Origin of the sequence: Martelella sp. NC20, assembly GCF_013459645.1 — a bacterium.
GTDB lineage: Bacteria > Pseudomonadota > Alphaproteobacteria > Rhizobiales > Rhizobiaceae > Martelella.
The window spans coordinates 4331063-4350643 of sequence record NZ_CP054861.1 but is presented as its reverse complement, the minus strand read 5'-3'; the positions used below and the strand labels follow the sequence as shown (position 1 = coordinate 4350643).

At 62.5% G+C, this 19581-nt stretch carries 19 protein-coding genes; 12 read left to right on the top strand and 7 right to left on the bottom strand.

Going from position 1 to position 19581, the window contains the following annotated elements; genetic code table 11:
* Positions 1-42: 42 nt before the first annotated feature.
* The 3 genes from HQ843_RS20790 to HQ843_RS20780 all read left to right on the top strand — a co-directional run bounded on the left by HQ843_RS20790 (position 43) and on the right by HQ843_RS20780 (position 1605).
* Entirely contained in the window at positions 43-381 is a 339-nt protein-coding gene (locus HQ843_RS20790) for a TIGR01244 family sulfur transferase (protein WP_180901400.1), read from the top strand.
* A gap of 75 nt (positions 382-456) precedes the next feature.
* The gene (locus HQ843_RS20785) at positions 457-801 is read left to right on the top strand and encodes a RidA family protein (protein ID WP_180901401.1); all 345 of its coding nucleotides are present in this window, start codon (positions 457-459) and stop codon (positions 799-801) included.
* A gap of 78 nt (positions 802-879) precedes the next feature.
* Positions 880-1605, top strand: a complete 726-nt coding sequence (locus HQ843_RS20780) for a ribonuclease T2 family protein (protein WP_180901402.1) — start codon at positions 880-882, stop codon at positions 1603-1605.
* A 5-nt stretch (positions 1606-1610) separates the two neighbouring features.
* Here the strand turns inward: HQ843_RS20780 and HQ843_RS20775 are convergent, their stop codons facing one another.
* Positions 1611-1937: a BON domain-containing protein gene (locus HQ843_RS20775; RefSeq protein ID WP_180901403.1), complete on the bottom strand. Its 327-nt coding sequence runs from the start codon at positions 1935-1937 to the stop codon at positions 1611-1613.
* Positions 1938-2119: 182 nt separating this feature from the next.
* Between HQ843_RS20775 and ettA the strand changes: the two genes are divergently transcribed.
* Positions 2120-3769: an energy-dependent translational throttle protein EttA gene (gene ettA / locus HQ843_RS20770; protein WP_180901404.1), complete on the top strand. Its 1650-nt coding sequence runs from the start codon at positions 2120-2122 to the stop codon at positions 3767-3769.
* A 267-nt stretch (positions 3770-4036) separates the two neighbouring features.
* Here the strand turns inward: ettA and HQ843_RS20765 are convergent, their stop codons facing one another.
* Entirely contained in the window at positions 4037-4906 is an 870-nt protein-coding gene (locus tag HQ843_RS20765; protein ID WP_180901405.1) for an ATP-binding protein, read from the bottom strand.
* Positions 4907-5137: 231 nt separating this feature from the next.
* Between HQ843_RS20765 and yajC the strand changes: the two genes are divergently transcribed.
* The 5 genes from yajC (at position 5138) to HQ843_RS20740 (ending at position 10003) form a co-directional block, all read left to right on the top strand.
* Positions 5138-5482 carry a preprotein translocase subunit YajC gene (gene yajC / locus HQ843_RS20760; RefSeq protein WP_180901406.1) on the top strand — a complete coding sequence of 115 codons (345 nt, stop codon included), beginning with the start codon at positions 5138-5140 and terminating at the stop codon, positions 5480-5482.
* 134 nt (positions 5483-5616) lie between these two features.
* Positions 5617-8175, top strand: coding sequence for a protein translocase subunit SecDF (gene secDF / locus HQ843_RS20755; RefSeq protein WP_180901407.1), 2559 nt, complete (start codon positions 5617-5619; stop codon positions 8173-8175).
* Between the two features lie 4 nt (positions 8176-8179).
* On the top strand, positions 8180-8566 hold the full coding sequence (locus tag HQ843_RS20750; protein WP_180901408.1) for an Mth938-like domain-containing protein: 387 nt from the start codon (positions 8180-8182) through the stop codon (positions 8564-8566).
* A gap of 46 nt (positions 8567-8612) precedes the next feature.
* The gene (locus tag HQ843_RS20745) at positions 8613-9464 is read left to right on the top strand and encodes a phytoene/squalene synthase family protein (protein ID WP_180901409.1); all 852 of its coding nucleotides are present in this window, start codon (positions 8613-8615) and stop codon (positions 9462-9464) included.
* Positions 9465-9580: 116 nt separating this feature from the next.
* Positions 9581-10003 (top strand): hypothetical protein, encoded by a 423-nt coding sequence (locus HQ843_RS20740; protein ID WP_180901410.1) that lies wholly within the window; start codon positions 9581-9583, stop codon positions 10001-10003.
* Between the two features lie 18 nt (positions 10004-10021).
* On the opposite strand, the gene trmFO is transcribed toward HQ843_RS20740, so the two are convergent.
* Positions 10022-11422 carry a methylenetetrahydrofolate--tRNA-(uracil(54)-C(5))-methyltransferase (FADH(2)-oxidizing) TrmFO gene (trmFO, locus tag HQ843_RS20735; RefSeq protein WP_180901411.1) on the bottom strand — a complete coding sequence of 467 codons (1401 nt, stop codon included), beginning with the start codon at positions 11420-11422 and terminating at the stop codon, positions 10022-10024.
* A gap of 417 nt (positions 11423-11839) precedes the next feature.
* Here trmFO and HQ843_RS20730 point away from each other — a divergent pair, with 417 nt between their 5' ends.
* Both HQ843_RS20730 and HQ843_RS20725 read left to right on the top strand, forming a co-directional pair.
* Entirely contained in the window at positions 11840-14239 is a 2400-nt protein-coding gene (locus HQ843_RS20730; RefSeq protein ID WP_180901412.1) for a phosphoketolase family protein, read from the top strand.
* Between the two features lie 91 nt (positions 14240-14330).
* The gene (locus HQ843_RS20725) at positions 14331-15533 is read left to right on the top strand and encodes an acetate/propionate family kinase (RefSeq protein WP_180901413.1); all 1203 of its coding nucleotides are present in this window, start codon (positions 14331-14333) and stop codon (positions 15531-15533) included.
* Positions 15534-15620: 87 nt separating this feature from the next.
* On the opposite strand, the gene HQ843_RS20720 is transcribed toward HQ843_RS20725, so the two are convergent.
* Entirely contained in the window at positions 15621-15911 is a 291-nt protein-coding gene (locus HQ843_RS20720) for a helix-turn-helix domain-containing protein (RefSeq protein WP_180901414.1), read from the bottom strand.
* Between the two features lie 94 nt (positions 15912-16005).
* Positions 16006-16221, bottom strand: a complete 216-nt coding sequence (locus tag HQ843_RS20715; protein ID WP_180901415.1) for a DUF2842 domain-containing protein — start codon at positions 16219-16221, stop codon at positions 16006-16008.
* A gap of 110 nt (positions 16222-16331) precedes the next feature.
* On the opposite strand from HQ843_RS20715, the gene HQ843_RS20710 reads away from it, so the two are divergent.
* Complete coding sequence (locus HQ843_RS20710; protein ID WP_180901416.1) at positions 16332-17420, top strand: COX15/CtaA family protein; 1089 nt, start codon at positions 16332-16334, stop codon at positions 17418-17420.
* A 7-nt stretch (positions 17421-17427) separates the two neighbouring features.
* On the opposite strand, the gene HQ843_RS20705 is transcribed toward HQ843_RS20710, so the two are convergent.
* Together HQ843_RS20705 and argC are read right to left on the bottom strand one after the other, a co-directional pair.
* Complete coding sequence (locus HQ843_RS20705; RefSeq protein WP_180901417.1) at positions 17428-18261, bottom strand: DODA-type extradiol aromatic ring-opening family dioxygenase; 834 nt, start codon at positions 18259-18261, stop codon at positions 17428-17430.
* Between the two features lie 344 nt (positions 18262-18605).
* Positions 18606-19532 carry an N-acetyl-gamma-glutamyl-phosphate reductase gene (gene argC, locus HQ843_RS20700; protein WP_180901418.1) on the bottom strand — a complete coding sequence of 309 codons (927 nt, stop codon included), beginning with the start codon at positions 19530-19532 and terminating at the stop codon, positions 18606-18608.
* Between the last annotated feature and the right edge of the window lie 49 nt (positions 19533-19581).

Below are 19581 nucleotides of genomic sequence, written 5' to 3'. Positions count from 1 at the left end.
TTTTCTTAGTTTCTGCGTATGAAACGCAACAAGGATAACGCCATGAATATCCGCACGATCGATGAGTTTTATGCCGTCAGCCCCCAGATCACGCCGGATCAGATCGCCGAGATCAAGGCGGCGGGGTTCAAATCCATCGTCTGCAACCGCCCGGACGGCGAGGAGCCGGGCCAGCCGGGATTCGACGAGATCAGGAAGGCGGCGGAGGACGCCGGGCTTTATTTCGCCCATGTGCCCGTCGGCGGCATGGGGCTGACGCCCGACGCCGTGACCGGCATGGTCGATGCGCTCGACGACATGGAAAAGCCGGTTCTCGCCTATTGCCGCTCGGGCGCCCGCTCGATGCGGATCTACGAGGAAGCCAGGCGTCTGCGCGGCTGAACCTTGCAGTCCAGGTAATCGGGGCGGTCTTCTCGGGGCCGCCTTATGTTTTTGCAAAAATCGGAAAGTGAAAAAATGACGGTAAAACGTATCAATCCCGGCCCCCTCATGTCCGGGGCGGTGGTCCATGGCAACACGGTTTATCTTTCCGGCCAGACCGGCGAGGGCGCGGACGTGACGACCCAGGCGAAGGCCTGCCTTGCCAAGGTCGACGCGCTTCTGGCTGAAGCCGGAACCGACAAGTCGAAGATCCTGCAGACGCTGGTCTATCTGAAGGACATGGGAAATTTCGCCGAAATGAACGCGGTGTGGAAGGGCTGGGTCGATCCTGAAAACACCCCCGCGCGCGCCACCAGCCAGGCCGAACTGGCCGCGCCGCATATCCTGGTGGAGTTCACCGTGATTGCCGCGCTCGACTGAGTGCGGCTTCGCCTTTTCATTGCCACGGCCACCGTTCACACTCGACCGGTGGCCGTTTTGTTTGAGCGGGAGCATGCCATGGGTGCGAAATCGTTACGGCGCTGGATCGCGGCGCTCTGTTTTGTGGCAGCCTCCGCGCCGGGGGCCGAGGCCGGCAATACCGAGGCGTTGCTGGCCGCAAGCTGGCAGCCCGCCTTTTGCGAAAGCCATTCCGCAAAGCCCGAATGCCGGGACCAGACCGATGACCGCTTCGACGCCAGCCATTTTTCCCTGCACGGCCTGTGGCCGATGAAACGCAATTATTGCGGCGTTGACGATGCCACGCGCAAACTGGATCAGTCCGGCGACTGGTCGTCGCTGCCCGCGCTCGACCTCGAACCGGAAACGCGTACGGCGCTCCAAAAGGTCATGCCCGGGTCGTATTCCGACCTGCACCGCCATGAATGGTACAAGCACGGCACCTGTAGCGGGATGACGCCGGAGGGGTATTTTTCGCGCTCGATCGAACTGCTCGAAGACCTGAACCTGTCGGTCGTCGCCGATCTGTTCGCCGCCAATATCGGTCGATACCTGTCCGAAAGCGAGATCAGGTCGGCGTTCGTTGCAGCCTTCGGCAACGATGCGGACAAGCGGGTGAAAATGAAATGCGCGATCGATGGCGAGCGTCGGCTGATTTCCGAAATCACGATAGGGTTGTCGGAGGCATATGCGCACGAACCGGCGCTGGGGCCGTTGATACGGCAGGCGGGGGGAACGTCTTTCGGCTGCGACGGCGGGATTGTCGATCCCGCCGGCCTGCAATAGTTTTCTCAGAGCGTGCGCGACTGGGCGCGGGCATCGTCTTCCTTGCCGGTGCTGCGCAGATGGCGCTCCTTGGGGTGGATGGCGTTGCGCACCCGTTTGATGCCTTCGACGGAAAGCGCGATGTTGCCGGCAACGGCGATTTCCTCGCGCAGGTAGACCTCGCCGGTCAGCCGGGCTTCCTCGCCCTTGACCGTGACATGCACTTCGGTCGCATCAACGAGACCGGAGGATGCCAGTTCGCTGGCGATCGCATCTTCCTTGCGGGCGTCGGGATTCCAGTCTTCGGTTGCTTCAACCGGATCGCCATAGAAAGTCGCCTTTTTCAATACCATCGTCGCTTCCTTCCATCCTGCCAGTGTTTTAACTTTCTCACCTGTAAACGTCTGGCAGCGACGATTGTTCATTTCGTGACGTCTTTGTGACACAGGCGGCAATTCCGGAAGGCGCATTGTGAAACGCGGCAGTTTCGCCTAAATAGCGCCCAAACAGCATTCCAACCAGGATTTATCGGCATATGGCACGTCAGTTCATCTATCACATGGCCGGTCTCAACAAGGCCTATGGCAACAAGAAGGTGCTGGAGAACATCCATCTCTCCTTCTACCCGGACGCCAAGATCGGGATTCTGGGGCCCAACGGCGCGGGCAAGTCGACCGTGCTGAAGATCATGGCAGGCCTCGACAAGGAGTGGACCGGCGAAGCCTGGCTCGCCGATGGCGCCACCCTTGGCTATCTGCCGCAGGAGCCGCAACTCGATCCCTCCAAGACCGTGTTCGAGAACGTGATGGAAGGCGTTGCCCACAAGCAGGCGATCGTCGACCGCTACAACGAACTGATGATGAACTATTCCGACGAGACGGCGGACGAGGGCGCGCGGCTGCAGGACGAGATCGACGCGCAGAACCTCTGGGACCTCGAAAACCAGGTCGAGATGGCGATGGACGCGCTGCGCTGCCCGCCGGGCGATGCCGATGTCGACACGCTCTCCGGCGGCGAACGCCGCCGCGTGGCGCTGTGCCAGCTTCTGCTGCGCCAGCCCGACCTGCTGCTGCTCGACGAACCGACCAACCATCTCGATGCCGAGACCATCGCTTGGCTCGAAAAGCACCTGCGCGAATATCCGGGCGCGATCCTGATGGTCACCCATGACCGCTACTTCCTCGACAATGTGACGGGCTGGATCCTCGAGCTCGACCGCGGTCGCGGCATTCCCTACGAGGGCAACTACTCGGCCTATCTGCTGGCCAAGGCCAAGCGGCTGGCACAGGAAGCCCGCGAAGAGGGCAGCCGCCAGAAGGCGCTGTCGCGCGAGCAGGAATGGATCGCCTCCAGCCCCAAGGCCCGCCAGGCCAAGTCGAAGGCCCGTATCCGCGCCTATGACGAACTGGTGGATGCCGCCGAAAACCGCCGTCCGAGTGACTCTCAGATCGTCATTCCGGTGGGCGAGCGTCTCGGCAATGTCGTGATCGAGGCAGAGAACCTGTCGAAATCCTTCGACGGCCGCGTGCTGTTCGAAGGCCTGACCTTCAAGCTGCCGCCTGGCGGCATTGTCGGCGTCATCGGGCCGAATGGCGCCGGTAAATCGACGCTGTTCAAGCTGATCACCGGTCAGGAAAAGCCGGACGAGGGCGATGTCCGCATCGGCGAGACCGTCGATCTCGGCTATGTCGACCAGAGCCGCGATTCGCTCGATGGCAGCAAGAATGTCTGGGAAGAGATTTCCGGCGGCAACGACATCATCAAGCTCGGCAAGTTCGAGATGAATTCGCGCGCCTATTGCGGCGCCTTCAACTTCAAGGGCGGCGACCAGCAGCAGAAGGTCGGTAATCTTTCAGGCGGCCAGCGCAACCGCGTCCACCTCGCGAAGATGCTGAAATCCGGCTCCAACGTTCTCCTCCTCGATGAGCCTACCAACGACCTCGACACCGAGACGCTGGGCGCGCTGGAAGACGCGCTGGAGGCCTTCGCCGGCTGCGCCGTGATCATCAGCCATGACCGCATGTTCCTCGACCGCCTCGCCACTCACATCCTCGCCTTCGAGGGCGACAGCCACGTGGAATGGTTCGAGGGCAACTTCGAAGACTACGAAGCCGACAAGATCAGAAGGCTCGGCCCCGAGAGCGTCAAGCCCAGCCGGGTGAGCTACAAGCGGCTGACGCGGTAATCAATCCAACGGCTATGCGGTGGAGGAAAGCCTTTGCCGCATAGCCCCCCAATCTTCTCGCCCCGGAGGGGAGAGATGTCGCGAAAGCGACAGTGAGGGGGGAATCTAACACCGCGAACGCCCTCACGAGACGAAATGCCGCGCCACCCTCACTGCCCCTGTCGGGGCATCTCTCCCGCCAGCGGGAGAGAAAATGGGGAGCAAGCTGCACCACCTCAGACACCACGCCTGCTCTTCCGAACAAGAGGTCTTCGCAGGCCCATTTCCTCACAAATCCAGCCGCCGCCGCTGCCGTCCCGCGATGTCCTGGATGAATTGCCAGGCGACGCGGCCGGAGCGGCCGCCGCGGGTGGTGGCCCAGGTGAGGGCTTCGGCGTGGAGGGCTTCCGGCGTGCCTTCGAGCCCGAAATGGGCGGCGTAGCCGTCGATCATCGCCAGATAATCGTCCTGCGAGCATTTGTGAAAGCCGAGCCAGAGGCCGAAGCGGTCCGACAGCGAGACTTTCTCCTCGATCGCCTCGGACGGATTGATGGCGGTGGAGCGCTCGTTTTCGATCATGTCGCGCGGCATCAGGTGGCGGCGGTTGGAGGTGGCGTAGAGCAGCACGTTTTCCGGCCGCCCCTCGACGCCGCCATCGAGCGCCGCCTTCAGCGATTTATAGGCGGCGTCATCGTGATCGAAGGAGAGATCGTCCGAAAACAGCAGGAAACGGTAGGGCGATGCCTTGATGATCTCGAGCAGATCACCGAGCGTGCCGATATCCTCGCGGTAAAGCTCCACCAGCTTCAGCGGCAGTTGGTGTTGTTCGATGATCGCGGCGTGAACCGCCTTGACCAGCGAGGATTTGCCCATGCCGCGCGCGCCCCACAACAGCGCGTTGTTGGCCGGAAAACCCTCCGCGAAACGCAGCGTGTTTTCAAACAGGATATCGCGGACATGGTCGACGCCGCGGATCAATGAAAGATTGACGCGGCTCGGCCTTGCGACCGGCGCGAGATAGCGTTCTTCCGGCTTCCACACGAAGCAGTCGGCGGCGTCGAGATCGCTCTGTCGCGGCTGCGGGCCGGAGATGCGTTCGAGCGCGTCGGCGATCCGGGTGACCTCTGCGAGGAGCCTGTCGGTGGTTTCGGTGTTCACGTTTTTCTCCCGATGACATGGTCTTTGCCGTTCAGATTTCGCGTTTCGGAGGCCGATGCAAGGTCGATTCACAGGCAAAATGGCCACTAAAGCGCAAAAAGCGCCGGTGTTTCATAGGCTATTGTTGCATTGGACAGGGCTCCGACTATATACCGGCGACACATTCTCGGGGGCAGGCCCCGTCGTGACGCGGGGCGTGCCCCGGTTCTGGTTTGAGGAGTTTTGATCAAGATGTTTAGCACGGCTTACGCCCAGGCAGCAGGCGCCGCAGGTCCGTTCGGATCCGGCATGGAAATGATCTTCCTGTTCGTGCCGCTGATGGCGATCTGGTATTTCCTGCTGATCCGGCCGCAGCGCCGCCAGGCCAAGAAGCGTCAGGAAACGCTGAGCGCGATCCGCCGCGGCGACCAGGTCGTGACCGGCGGCGGCATTGTCGGCAAGGTGGTCAAGGTCATCGACGACAACGAACTCGAGGTCGAGATTGCCGACGGCGTTCGCATCCGCATCGTGCGCAGCTACGTTTCGGACGTTCGCGTCAAGGGCGAGCCGGTCAAATCCGAGGACGCCAAGTCCTGATTGCCTTGCGGCCGAACCGTGAAAACTGCGGTTCGGCCGCAATTGCATTGCATGCTTTCGGCCAGAGCGCCGAGATCGAGGCGGCGCCTTCCGGGCTGCCGCCTGCTTCGTGAAACCGACGAACCGAGACCTTCATGCTGTATTTTTCCCGTTGGAAGACCTTCTTCATCTGGCTCGTCGTTGTGGTGGGCATTGCCATCGCACTGCCGAATCTCTTCAGCGACCAGCAATTGTCGAAGCTTCCGGGGTGGATGCCCGACAGCAAGATCACGCTCGGCCTTGACCTTCAGGGCGGCTCCTACATCATGCTGCAGGTCGATCGGAACGATATCGTCACCGACCGGCTGAACACGCTGGTCGATGATGTGCGCTCCGACCTGCGCGAGGCGCAGGTGCGCTATACCGGCCTTTCCGGTTCCGGCGACAGCGCCCAGGTTCGGGTCACCGATCCGGCGCAGTATGTGGAAGCCGAAGCCGCGCTTGAACCGCTTGCCGAATACATCAATGCCGGCACGCTGAACGGCGGCACCTTCCAGGAAGTCACGATGGATGATGACGGCAACGGTCTCATCCGCCTGACGCTGACGGACCAGGGCATCGATTACCGCATGCGCTCCGCCGTCGAGCAGTCGATCGAGGTGATCCGCCGCCGCGTCGACGAACTCGGCACCACCGAGCCGCTGATCCAGCGCCAGGGCGACGACCGCATCATCGTGCAGGTGCCCGGTCTCGACGATCCTCAGCGCCTGAAGTCGCTTCTGAACAAGACCGCGAAGCTGACCTTCCACATGGTCGACACCACGGTCAACGCGCAGGACGCGATCGAGGGACGGCCGCCGGCGGGCGACGAGGTGCTCTACTCGATGGACGATCCGCCGGTCCCCTATGTGATCGAGAAGCGGGCGCTGATCTCGGGCGAGGACCTCGTTGACGCCAATGCCGGCTTCGACCAGCGCACCAATGAGCCGGTGGTCAATTTCCGCTTCGATTCGCGCGGCGCCCAGCGCTTCGCCCAGGCCACCCAGCAGAATGTCGGCCGCCCCTTCGCCATCGTGCTCGACGACCAGATCGTCTCCGCGCCGGTGATCAACGAGCCGATCCTCGGCGGCTCCGGCCAGATTTCGGGCAATTTCACGGTACAGGGCGCCAATGACCTTGCGGTGCTGCTGCGCGCCGGCGCTCTGCCGGCAACGCTGACGGTGGTCGAGGAGCGCACGGTCGGACCGAGCCTCGGCGCCGACTCGATCCGCGCCGGCGTCACCGCATCGGTCATCGGCGCGGCCGCCGTGGTCGTGTTCATGGTCGCTTTCTACGGCATGTTCGGCCTTGTCGCCAACATCGCGCTGCTCTTCAACATCGTGTTGCTGCTGGCGCTCCTGAGTATTATCGGGGCGACGCTGACGCTTCCGGGCATTGCCGGCATCGTGCTGACGATCGGCATGGCGGTCGACTCCAACGTGCTGATCTATGAGCGCATCCGCGAGGAACGTCGCAACGGCCGCAACATCGTGCAGGCGGTGGATGCCGGCTTCTCGCGCGCCTTCGGCACCATCATCGATGCCAACCTGACGACGCTGATTGCCGCCGTCATCCTGTTCTTCCTCGGCTCCGGTCCGGTCCGCGGCTTCGCGGTGACGCTTGCGATCGGCATCATCACCACGATCTTCAGCGCCTTCTACCTGACCCGCTGGATGATTGCCGAATGGGTGCGCCGCAAGCGGCCGAAGGAACTGCCGAAGGGCATCCGCACCGGCATGTTCGACGGCATCAACTTCTCGTTCATGAACTTCCGCAAGGTGACCTTCATCGTCTCCGTGGTGCTGGTCATCGCCTCGGTCGTCGGCTTCGGCACCCGCGGCATGAATCTCGGCATCGACTTCACCGGCGGCTCGGTCGTGCAGGTGGAAGCCAAATCCGGGGCGGCGGACATGTCGGATATCCGCACCCGGCTGAACGAGCTCAATATCGGCGCGGTGCAGGCCCAGGGCTTCGGCTCCGACAAGGACGTGCTGATCCGCATCCCGGCGCAGGACGGCGGCGCGAATGCCGAGCAGAGCGCGATCTCGAAGATCCGCACCGCGCTTCAGGATGACTACACGTTCTCGCGCGTCGAGGTGGTCGGTCCGGTTGTCTCGGGCGAGCTCAGCCGGTCGGCGGCCATCGGCGTTCTCGCCTCGCTGATCGCGATCCTGATGTATATCTGGTTCCGATTCGAATGGCAGTTCGCCGTCGGCGCGATCATCGCCACCGCCCATGACGTGATCCTGACCATCGGCATATTCGTGCTGACGGGGGTCGAGTTCAACCTCACCAGCATCGCGGCGGTGCTGACGATCGTCGGCTATTCGCTCAACGATACCGTGGTGGTCTATGACCGCGTCCGCGAAAATCTGAGGCGCTACCAGAAGATGCCGCTGCCGGAACTGATCGACATCTCGATCAATCATACGCTGTCGCGCACCATCCTGACGGCGGTGACCACCATGCTGGCGCTGGCAGCCCTCTATGTCTTCGGCGGCGAGGTGATCCGCTCCTTCACCTTCGCCATGCTGTTCGGCGTGGCGATCGGCACCTTCTCCTCGATCTATATCGCGGCCCCCGTGCTGATCGCCTTCAAGCTGCGTCCCGACACCTTCAACAAGAAGAAGGATGAGGGCGCGCCGGAAGAGCAGGGCACGGTGGAGACGGTCTGACGACATGGCGCGCGGCATCGAAATACGCGAGGCGCATTTTCCCGGTCGCGCGCCGATCGACACCTACGGCAATGGCGGCTTTCGCTTTGCCGACATGTCGCATCGCGGCTCGCTGCTGTGCCTGCCCTCCGGCATTCACGGCTGGGATGTGACCGCGCCGCAGGATATGACGGTCGAGACGTTCGAGCGTGTGCTTGAGGAAGCGGGCGGGATCGAGGTTCTGCTGGTCGGCACGGGCGCGGAACTCTCGCTGCTGCCGCGCCCGCTGAAGCAGGCGCTCAAGGAGCGCGGCATTGTCGCCGATCCGATGAATACGGGTGCAGCGGTCAGGACCTATAATATTCTGCTGGACGAATCCCGCGCGGTCGCCGCGGCGCTGATCGCGGTATAGCTCATACGCCGGCGTCGCCCTTATCGCCCTGATACCGGAGAAACCATTGGCCGAAGCAACCGAAAGGCAGGACCCGCTGCTCGCCGAGCTTCGCGAGGCCGATCGCGATCGCTACCTCGCCGTGCTGCTTTCCCCTGCCCAACATCGCGCGGGGCTGACGGCGCTCTACCTGTTCAATGCTGAACTCGCGCGTGTGCGCGAGCGGATCAGCGAGCCGCTGCCCGGCGAGGTGCGCCTGCAATACTGGCGCGACGTGCTGGAAGGGGGCGGCCATGGCGAAAGCGAGCGCAATCCGCTTGCCGCCCGTCTGTTGCGGACGCTTGAAACATACCGCCTGCCGGCAGCCCCGCTGATCGGCATGAGCGAGGCCCGGATATTCGATCTCTATGACGACCCGATGGGCAGTCTTTCCGATTTCGAAGGCTATGCCGGCGAAACCGCCTCCGCCCTGATCCAGCTTGCGAGCATGGTGCTCGACCCCGAAAGGGCAGCCGCTGCTTCCACGGCTGCCGGCCATGCCGGCGTGGCGCAGGCGGTGGCGGGCTCGCTGCTGCTGCTGAGCCGGCATCGCGCCAACGGCCAGGTCTTCATTCCGACCGAAATCCTGTCGGCGACCGGGCTCGACCGCGAATCATTCCTGATCGCCAGCGATCGCGACCGGGTGGGCAATGCGATCCGCGCCTTTGCCGGGTTCGGCCGCTCCCATCTTGAGAAGTTCGGCGCGCAAGGCTCAATTCCAGGGGAAATCGCGCCCGCCTACCTGCCAATGGCGACCTGCAAGAACATTCTTGTAAAGGCCGAGGGTTTGGGAGAAAATGTGCTCGATATTTCAATCCAGCCGCCACAGTGGAAGAGGCAATTCGCGATGATGCGCTCTTTGCTGTTTCGTAAGTTTTGATTTATATAACGCGTCGACCTTGGGTTCTCCTGCCGGTTCTGGGCACTCGCTTTCACCATCCAGCATTCTCATCCGGGGCAGGGCGCGCGTGATGCAGCAGCAGAGGAAGTGGGCGCATGGAAACTTGGATCTGGGTCGCAATTGCCATTGTGGCCGTCATCGCAGCCTACTATTTCCTGCTCCGTCCCAAGAGCCAGCCCGCCGCGTCGGATGTTTCGGTCGACGAGACCTATAAATGGGCGGCTAGCGAGTTTCGACGCAGCTATCCCGATGCGCGGGCGGCGACCGTGATCGGCGACAAGGAGATGGAGACCTTCTTCCTGCGGCTCGAAGACGGCAAGGTCGGCATATACCGGTCGCGGCGCGGCAAGGGACACGCGATCATCGTGGTGCAGAGCGAATACCGCCTGAGGGCGCTGCCGGAGGCGAACGGCCTGCAGGTGGATTATCCCGAGGCGGATTTCTTCAGCGGCAACTACCTGTTTCAAAGCGAACAGGATGCCGCCGATGTTTCCACATGGATGCTGAACGCGCGCTGACCGTCGCCAGCCCGTATGTCAGGCGGCGAGCCAGGCCTTGCAGGCATCGAGCGCGCGTTTCGCCATGATCTGTTTTTTCACGCTCGATTTTGCCTTGCCGCGCGGGCGCTTGCCGGTCTCGGGGTCGATCAGCGCGCCGGGCTCCAGCTCCGGAAACAGCCCGAAATTGACATTCATCGGCTGGAACGAGCGCTTGCCGCCTTCCTCCTCATGGGCCAGATGCCCGCCAGTGACATGGCCGAGCAGCGCGCCGAGCGCCGTAACGGGCGGCGGGGCGACCGGCTCTTTTCCCAGGCGCTCGGCGGCTGCGAAACGACCGGCGAGCAGGCCGATGCCGGCGCTCTCCACATAGCCCTCGCAGCCGGTGATCTGGCCGGCGAAACGCAGGCCCGGACGGCCTTTCAGCATCAGCGTGCCGTCGAGCAGAACCGGGGAATTCAGGTAGGTGTTGCGATGCAGGCCGCCCAAGCGGGCAAATTCGGCCTCGCCGAGGCCGGGGATCATCTGCAGCACATCCTTCTGCGCGGCATAGCGCAGCTTGGTCTGGAAGCCGACCATGTTGTAGAGCGTGCCGAGCGCGTTGTCCTGACGGAGCTGGACGACTGCATAGGGCTTGACTTGCGGGTTGTGGGCATTGGTGAGGCCCATCGGCTTCATCGGTCCGTGGCGCAGCGTTTCGCGGCCGCGCTCGGCCATCACCTCGATCGGCAGGCAGCCGTCGAAATAGGGCGTGCCCTCCCATTCGCGGAAATCGGTCTTGTCGCCGGCGATCAGCGCATCGATGAAGGCGTTGTACTCAGCCTCGTCCATCGGGCAGTTGATGTAATCCTTGCCGGTTCCGCCGGGGCCGACCTTATCGTAGCGCGACTGGAACCAGCAGATATCCATGTCGATCGTGTCGCGATGGACGATCGGCGCGATCGCGTCGAAGAAGGCGAGGGCCTCGCGGCCGGTCTTTTGCTGGATGGCTTCGGCCAGCGCCGGCGCGGTGAGGGGACCTGTCGCGATGATCGCCTGATCCCAGTCCTCCGGCGGCAGCGTCGCGATCTCCTCGCGCATGATGGTGACCAGCGGATGGTCGGCAAGCGTTGCGGTCACGGCGGCCGAAAAGCCGTCGCGATCGACCGCGAGCGCGCCGCCGGCCGGCACCTGATGGCTATCCGCCGAGGCCATGATCAGCGATCCGGCAAGGCGCATTTCGGCGTGGATGACGCCCACGGCGTTGCTGGTGGCATCATCGGAGCGGAACGAATTGGAGCAGACCAGTTCGGCAAGACCGTCGGTCTTGTGGGCGGCGGTTTCGCGCACGCCGCGCATTTCATGCAGAATGACGGGGATGCCGGCATTGGCGATCTGCCAGGCGGCCTCGGAACCGGCAAGGCCGCCGCCGATAACGTGGATGGGTTTGTGCTCGGACATGGTTGTCTCAATCAGTCTGGAATTTCAGGGCATCGCAGCACTTCCGGCGTGATGCGGCGGTGGCGACGAAGCCGCGTTGCCCAGCACATGCCAGAAGCCGCCGCCGCCGTCGAGGTCCGGCGCGTAATTTTTCGGGCTCGGCGGGGGGTGGAAATCGTATCGCCCGTCAAACCCGTGACATCTTTGATGAGGTAGGCTCTTGAACGGGGCTTTGCAATTATCAAGGTATTGTAAGGTGCGCTGTTTTGGACCGAGCCCGGTTGCCAGGTCTTAACCAGTCTCGAATGTTCCGGCTTTTCGGTTTCAAACGCCACACCGCCGTGCGAGAAAATTGACTTATATCATATCGTGGACGGCGGGTTTGCTGGATACCGATAGCGGATCGGAACGACCTTACATTTGAAAGGGGAAATCGACATGGAACAGATTACGCCCGACGCCGCCCGCAACATTCTCGAACGGGACGAACTCGACCTGATGAACAGATACTGGCAGGCGGCAAACTACCTGTCGGTCGGCCAGATTTATCTGATGGACAATCCCCTGCTGAAGGCGCCGCTGGCCGCCGAACATGTGAAGCCGCGCCTGCTCGGCCACTGGGGCACCACGCCGGGCCTCAACTTCCTCTATGTCCATCTCAACCGCATCATCAAGAAATACGATGCGGACATGATCTATATCTGCGGTCCCGGCCATGGCGGTCCTGGGCTTGTGGCCAATGCCTATCTCGACGGGACCTATACGGAGATCTATCCGCAGATCACCGAGGATGAGGAGGGCATGCAGAAACTGTTCAGGCAGTTCTCGTTCCCCGGCGGCATCCCGAGCCATGTCGCGCCGGAAACGCCCGGATCGATCCACGAAGGCGGGGAACTCGGTTACGCGCTGGTGCATGCCTTCGGCGCGGCCTTCGACAACCCCGACCTGATCGTCGCCTGCGTCGTCGGCGATGGCGAGGCCGAGACCGGACCGCTTGCGGCCTCGTGGCATTCGAACAAGTTCCTGAGCCCGATCGTTGACGGCGCGGTGCTGCCGATCCTGCACCTGAACGGCTACAAGATCGCCAATCCGACGGTGCTTGCCCGCATGAAGAAGGCGGACCTGACCGCTCTGTTCACCGGCTACGGCTATGAGCCGTTCTATGTGGAAGGCGACGACCCGGAATACATGCATCAGCGCATGGCCGAGGTGATGGAGGATTGCTACGCCCGCATCCGCGAAATCCAGGAGACGGCGCGGGCCGACGGCACGGTTTATGAAATGCCGCGCTGGCCGATGATCATTCTGCGCAGCCCCAAGGGCTGGACCGGGCCGAAATTCGTCGACAACAAGAAGGTCGAGAATTTCTGGCGCGCCCATCAGGTGCCGATCGCCGAGGCCCGCCAGAACGGTGAGCATCGCGTCTTGCTGGAAGAATGGATGCGCAGCTACGCGCCGGAAAAGCTGTTTGACGAAGATGGCCGTCTCGCGCCGGAACTCAAGGCCCTGACCCCTGCCGGCAACCGCCGGATGAGCGCCAATCCGCACACCAATGGCGGTCTGTTGCGCAAGGAACTGAACATGCCCGACTTCCGGGCACTGGCCGTCGATGTGAAGCAGCCCGGAGAGGTGATGGCGTCCGCCACCCAACATCTCGGCATGCTGCTCGCCGAGGTGATGAAGCTCAACAAGAACGAGCGCAATTTCCGGCTGATGGGGCCGGACGAAACCGCCTCGAACCGGCTTCAGGACGTGTTCAAGGTCACCGACCGGGTGTGGATGGCCGATATTCTCGAATATGACGAGGGCATCGCCCGCGATGGCCGGGTCATGGAAGTGCTGAGCGAGCATCTGTGCCAGGGCTGGCTGGAAGGCTATCTGCTGACGGGCCGTCACGGCCTGTTCTCGTGCTACGAGGCGTTCATCCACATCATCGATTCGATGTTCAACCAGCATGCCAAATGGCTGAAGACCACCCGGACGATGGAATGGCGCAAGCCGGTCTCGTCGCTGAACTATCTCTTGACCTCGCATGTCTGGCGGCAGGACCATAACGGTTTCAGCCATCAGGACCCGGGCTTTGTCGACCACGTCGTCAACAAGAAGGCGGATGTGGTGCGCACCTATTTCCCGCCGGATGCCAACACGCTTCTGTGGGTCGGCGACCATATCCTGCGCACCTATAACCGCGTCAACGTGGTCGTGGCCGGCAAACAGCCGAGCCCGCAATGGCTGTCGATCGAGGAAGCGATCGTGCATTGCGAGGCCGGTCTTGGCGAATGGCGCTGGGCCAGCAATGTGCCCGATGGCGAGGAGCCCGACGTGGTGATCGCGGCTGCCGGCGATGTGCCGACGCTGGAAATGATGGCCGCCGTCGATCTGTTGCGCCAGAAACTGCCGGAAATGAAGGTCAAGGTCGTCAACGTCGTCGACCTGATGGCGCTGCAGCCGAAGGAGGAGCATCCGCACGGCCTGCGCGATGCCGATTTCGACGCGATCTTCACCGAGAACAAACCGGTGATCTTCGCCTATCACGGCTATCCGTGGCTGATCCACCGGCTCGCCTATCGCCGCCACAACCACAACAATATCCATGTCCGCGGCTATGTGGAGGAGGGAACCACGACGACGCCGTTCGACATGGTTGTCCTCAACCGTCTCGACCGCTACCATCTGGCCATCGACGCGATCGAACGGGCCGGCGGGTTTGGCGAGCGCGGCGCTGCGGCAATCAACTACCTCAACGACATGCGCACCAGACATCACGCCTATGTCCGTGAACACGGTGAGGACATGCCGGAGATTGTTGACTGGAAATGGCCCTATCCCAAGGGCTGATCCGGGGACCAGATAACAAGCATGCCGCCGTCGGGGACGGGCCTTTCCTGCCTTGCCCGGCGGCGGTGTGCGCATAGTATGGAAAGTCATTATGAACGGCAGCATCCTGGCGCTGAACGCCGGTTCTTCCAGCCTGAAATTTCGTCTCTACGAAGTGCATGGCGAGCAGTTTTCGCTCATCCTGCGCGGCCAGTTCGACGGTCTCAACGCCACGCCGCATCTTGCGGTGAAGGAGGCGAGCGGCAAGGAAATCGCCGATTTCGACCTGGTGCTCGAAGACAATATGCGCGAGGACATGCTCGGGCGTATTTTCGAGATCATCGTGCCCTATACCGTCAACAATCCGCTGCGCGCCGTCGGCCATCGCATCCTGCATGGCGGTGAGCGGTTTTCGGCGCCGGTGTTGCTCGACGATGCGGTTCTCGACTATCTGGAGACCCTGGTGCCGATGGGGCCGCTGCATCAGCCCGCCAATCTCGCCTCGGTCAAGCTGTTCCGGAAAATCCGGCCCGACCTGCCGCAGGTTGCCTGTTTCGACACCGCCTTCCACGTCAATATCGACGAGCGCGCCGCGCGTTATCCGATCCCGCGCAAATATGGCGACAAGGGCTATCGCCGGTTCGGCTTTCATGGGCTGTCCTACACCTATATCGCCGAGCGGCTGCGCGGCATTTCCGACTATCTCGCGCGCAAGCGCTGCGTGGTCGCGCATCTCGGCAACGGCTCCAGCCTGTGCGCCATGCGCAACGGCAAGGCGGTCGATACCACGATGGGCATGACGCCGCTTGGCGGCCTGATGATGGGGACGCGCTCCGGCACTGTCGATCCCGGACTGGTGCTGGCGCTGATAGAGACCGAGGGGCTTTCGCCGGCCGATCTCAAGCACATGCTCTATTACGATTCCGGCCTGCTTGGCGTTTCGGGCATTTCGCCGGACCTGCGCACGCTGCTTGCCAGCGACGATCCGCATGCCGCCCAGGCGATCGCGCTTTACGTGTTTTCCGCCACCCGCGAAATCGCATCCATGGCGGCGAGCATGGAGGGGATGGACGCGCTGGTATTTACCGCAGGCATCGGCGAGAACTCGGCCGTGATCCGCAAGATGATCTGCGACCGGCTTGCCTGGATCGGGGTGATCCTCGATGAGGAGGCCAACGCCGCCAATGCCGCCATCATCTCCGCGCCGGAAAGCCGCATCGAGATGCGCATCATTCCGACGGATGAGGAAGTGGTGCTGGCCAGGCAGACCGCGCGGGTGATCGGGGAGAGGGAGCATGGCGACGCGGCGGCGTGATCACCGCCGTGCCTGCCCGTAAAGGACGTCCGCTACATTTCGTCGCGGCGACAGGATTGCAATCCCGTTTCTTCGCCGCAAATACGCTCAACCGTCATTGGCGGAATTCAGGTTTTCCGGCCGGATGCCGCTGCAATGGCCGATCTGCTGTTTCAGCCGGACGCCGGGGCCGAAACCGTCCTCACCGTCCTCGATGAAGACCACGCCCTGTTTGACGAAGGTCTTTTCCAGCCCGTCGAAGACGGCGAGATCGCGCTCGGCCGTTTCGTCTTCCGCCTGCAGCAAAAGGTTGCGGTCAATGCCGGCGAGCCGGGCTGCCTGATTGCGCGATAGTCCCAGAAGCGCGCGGGCAGCGCGGATTTGATGCGGTGTTGTCATCGAAGCCTTCCGTGAAGTTGAGGTGGTGTCATACCATGTTCAATGTGCCAAATCTTCGACGGTTCCGTGCAACACGCAATAGTTACTGCGACATTCATCCGCGATTGGCCGGCGGACCCGCCATCCACTTGATGATGAACATCGCCGGGATGATCCACAACAGGCCGGTCAGGATGAAATAGATCAGGGCGGCGCCTGCGGAACGGCCGTCGAGCACGACGGTTGCCAGCATGGTAGCCGTCAGTGCATAGACGATGACGAGGGTGACGATCGCGATCGTCCCGATAAATTTGCGCAATCTGACTGGCACGGCGACAATTCCCCCCTTAAGAGTGATCGAGATTAAGCCGTTGAGCGGCAGGTGTGAAGTGCGGCTATGTAAGCCGGATCGGCGCAAATGGCAAAGCGAGCGGAGCAGGAATGATGGCGTTTGGAAGAAACATCGCGTGGAGCGAGGACGAATTGCGGTTCAACGCCGCCATGGTGCGCGGCTGGCTTTATTTCGTGGTGCTGGTGCTGTTCTGTCTCGTGATCGTCGGCGGGGCGACGCGCCTGACCCATTCCGGGTTGTCCATCACCGAGTGGAAGCCGCTGCATGGCGTTATACCGCCGCTCAATTTGTCTCAGTGGCAGGAAGAGTTCGAGCTTTACAAGCGTATTCCCGAATACCAGCTTGTAAACAAGGGTATGTCCCTTGCTGAGTTCCAGGGCCTGTTCTGGTGGGAATGGGCGCACCGGCTTCTGGCCCGCGGCGTAGGGCTGATCTTCGCGGTGCCGTTGTTGCTGTTCTGGGTCTCCGGACGGCTGCCCAAGGGGCTGGGTCTGCCGCTTGTCGGCGTTCTGGCGCTCGGCGGGTTTCAGGGCTTCATCGGCTGGTGGATGGTGTCCTCCGGCCTTTCGGAGCGCACCGATGTCAGCCAGTACCGTCTCGCGGTGCACCTGATCATGGCCTGTCTGATCATCGCCTCATGTGTCTATATCGGTCGCGGGCTTGCGCCGCGCAAGCATGAGCATGTCGGCGGCGCGCACTGGCTTGCGGCACTTCTGCTGGTCGCGACCTTCGTGCAGCTCTATCTCGGCGCGCTGGTGGCGGGTCTCGATGCCGGCCTTTCCTACAACACCTGGCCGCTGATGGATGGCGCGCTCGTGCCCGGCGGCCTGCTCCTGCACCAGCCGGGCTGGATCAATTTCTTCGAAAACCCGAAAACGGTGCAGTTCGCCCATCGCTGCGGCGGCTACGGTCTGCTGGCGCTGGCGCTCATGCATTTCGTCATCGAATGGCGCAGCGCCGTTTCGCGCGGGCTCGACCTGGAACTGTCCCAGCATGCCCGCGGCGCGCTGATCCTGCTTGTTGCCGTGATCATCCAGGCCGCGATCGGGATTGTCACGCTGGTGACGATGATGCCGCTTCCGATCGCGCTTACGCATCAGGCGATGGCGATCATCGTGCTGATCATCGTCACCGCCCATCTGCGCGGTTACCGCGCGCCGCGCTTCGAACTTGCATAGATAGGGCTCAGCCGAAGCGGTAGGCCGAATAGGGCTTGCCGAGAAAGCTGCCCCGGAAGATGCGTTCGCCGGCATCCGGACCGGCGGCGCCCGCGGCGGCAAACACCGGTACGAGATGGTCGTGGTCGGGTACATGGGCGGCGCGGGCATCGGGGTTGTCTTTCCACTCGGCCAGTCTTTCGGCGCGCGCGACCGGGTTTTCGATCGCCACCGCCTCCGTCAGCCAGTCGTCGAAGCGGGTTGCTGCCTGTTCATGTTCGACGTCCCTGCGGCCGAACATGCGCATATTGTGATAGGAAAGGCCTGAACCCACGATCAGGATATCCTCGTCCCGCAGGCCTTCCAGCGCCTGTCCGACCCGAAAATGGGTTTCGGCCGTAAGGTCCGGATCGAGCGACATCATGATCACCGGCACATCCGCATGCGGATAGATCATCATGAACGGGATGAAGACGCCGTGGTCGAAGCCGCGTTCGGCATCCGCCGCCGTTTCAATGCCGGCCGCGCGCAGGACGTCGCGGACATGCTCGGCGATGAACGGCGAGCCGGGGGCGGGGTAGTCGAGCTTATAGGTGTGGGGCGGAAAGCCGTAATAGTCGAACAGCATTGGCGGGTTGGACGCCGTCGAGACCGTGAGCTTGTCGACCTTTTCCCAATGCGCGGAAATCACCAGAACCGCCTTCGGGCGCCGACCGATCATGGCATCGATGCTCTTCAGGAAAATTTCCAGCTCTTTCCACGGATCGTCATCGGGAAGATTGCCTTCCGGCCCCTGCATGAACGGCCAGGGACCGCCCCCGTGGGGGATGAACAGGACGGGAAGGCGCGTTTGTTGTGACATGACGGAAACCTCGCTGATTGCGTGTTGGCAATATAGCGAGGCATGGGGCGAACGGCGATGGTTGATCCGGTCGACGGATCGTTCACGAAATGAGGAGGTCCGGCTTGCTCCCAATATTCTCTCCCGCTTGCGGGAGAGATGCCCCGAGAGGGGCAGTGAGGGTGAAACAGCATAACAATTCATGAGGGCGTCCGCGAGGGAAGACTCCCCCCTCACTGTCGCTGTCGCGACATCTCTCCCCTCCGGGGCGAGAAGATTGGGGGCTGTGCGGCGAAGCCATCTCCCTGCCTCAAAGGGGGGAGATTAGATGCTGAAAAGCCTTGGTAACAGTGACGACCGCAGCCTCACGCCGACAGCATCAGGTCCATGTTCTGCACCGCGGCCCCCGAGGCGCCCTTGCCGAGATTGTCGAGCTGGGCGACCAGATTGACGTGAGTGGCGCTGCCGAACACGTAGAGCTTCATGATGTCCTGGCCGGCGAGTTCCTCGGCGTTGACGCGGGGAAGCGCGGCGCTCTGTTCGAGCGGCACGACCTGCACGATGTCCTGTCCGGCATAGAATTCGGCAAGCGTGGCGTGGATGGTCTCCGGCGTCTGGTTGCCCGTAAGGTCTTCCAGATAAAACGGCACCTGCACCAGCATGCCTTGTGCGAAGCGGCCGACGGACGGCGAGAAGATCGGCGCGCGGGCAAGAAGTCCGTGGGTCGTCATCTCCGGCACGTGCTTGTGCTTCAGGTTGAGGCCGTAAAGGAAATGCGGCGCGTCGATATGGTCGTAGCGGCCGGTATCCTCCATCTGCGCGATCATCGCCTTGCCGCCGCCGGTATAGCCGGAGACCGCGTTGACGGTGACGGGATAGCTGTCGGGCAATATTCCGGCGGCCCGCAGCGGCCGGATCAGGCTGATGGCCCCGGTCGGATAGCAGCCGGGATTGGCGACATTGCGGGCGGAACGGATGCGCTCGGCCTGGGCCTTGTCCATCTCGGCAAAGCCATAGGCCCATTCTGGATCGGTGCGGAAGGCGGTCGAGGTGTCGATGACGCGCACCTTGTTGTTGCCCGAAAGCATCGCGACGGCCTCTCTGGAAGCGTCATCCGGCAGGCACAGGATCGCGATATCGGCGCTGTTGAGCATGTCCTCGCGCATCGCCGCATTGCGCCGTTCCTCATGCGGGATCGACAGCATTTCGACGTCGCGGCGGCTTTCCATGCGGGTGCGGATCTGCAGGCCCGTTGTGCCGTGTTCGCCGTCGATGAAGATTTTCGCTGCCATGGTCTCGTCCTTCGATAGGAATGATGCAGCGTTATATAGAACGGGCCGC

Bases quoted from the DNA above. Each gene is read 5' to 3' on its own strand.
- HQ843_RS20790 (WP_180901400.1), top strand. From the start codon at position 43: ATGAATATCCGCACGATCGATGAGTTTTATGCCGTCAGCCCCCAGATC.
- HQ843_RS20785 (WP_180901401.1), top strand. From the start codon at position 457: ATGACGGTAAAACGTATCAATCCCGGCCCCCTCATGTCCGGGGCGGTG.
- HQ843_RS20780 (WP_180901402.1), top strand. From the start codon at position 880: ATGGGTGCGAAATCGTTACGGCGCTGGATCGCGGCGCTCTGTTTTGTG.
- HQ843_RS20775 (WP_180901403.1), bottom strand. From the start codon at position 1,937: ATGGTATTGAAAAAGGCGACTTTCTATGGCGATCCGGTTGAAGCAACC.
- ettA (WP_180901404.1), top strand. From the start codon at position 2,120: ATGGCACGTCAGTTCATCTATCACATGGCCGGTCTCAACAAGGCCTAT.
- yajC (WP_180901406.1), top strand. From the start codon at position 5,138: ATGTTTAGCACGGCTTACGCCCAGGCAGCAGGCGCCGCAGGTCCGTTC.
- secDF (WP_180901407.1), top strand. From the start codon at position 5,617: ATGCTGTATTTTTCCCGTTGGAAGACCTTCTTCATCTGGCTCGTCGTT.
- HQ843_RS20750 (WP_180901408.1), top strand. From the start codon at position 8,180: ATGGCGCGCGGCATCGAAATACGCGAGGCGCATTTTCCCGGTCGCGCG.
- HQ843_RS20740 (WP_180901410.1), top strand. From the start codon at position 9,581: ATGGAAACTTGGATCTGGGTCGCAATTGCCATTGTGGCCGTCATCGCA.
- trmFO (WP_180901411.1), bottom strand. From the start codon at position 11,422: ATGTCCGAGCACAAACCCATCCACGTTATCGGCGGCGGCCTTGCCGGT.
- HQ843_RS20730 (WP_180901412.1), top strand. From the start codon at position 11,840: ATGGAACAGATTACGCCCGACGCCGCCCGCAACATTCTCGAACGGGAC.
- HQ843_RS20725 (WP_180901413.1), top strand. From the start codon at position 14,331: ATGAACGGCAGCATCCTGGCGCTGAACGCCGGTTCTTCCAGCCTGAAA.
- HQ843_RS20720 (WP_180901414.1), bottom strand. From the start codon at position 15,911: ATGACAACACCGCATCAAATCCGCGCTGCCCGCGCGCTTCTGGGACTA.
- HQ843_RS20710 (WP_180901416.1), top strand. From the start codon at position 16,332: ATGATGGCGTTTGGAAGAAACATCGCGTGGAGCGAGGACGAATTGCGG.
- HQ843_RS20705 (WP_180901417.1), bottom strand. From the start codon at position 18,261: ATGTCACAACAAACGCGCCTTCCCGTCCTGTTCATCCCCCACGGGGGC.
- argC (WP_180901418.1), bottom strand. From the start codon at position 19,532: ATGGCAGCGAAAATCTTCATCGACGGCGAACACGGCACAACGGGCCTG.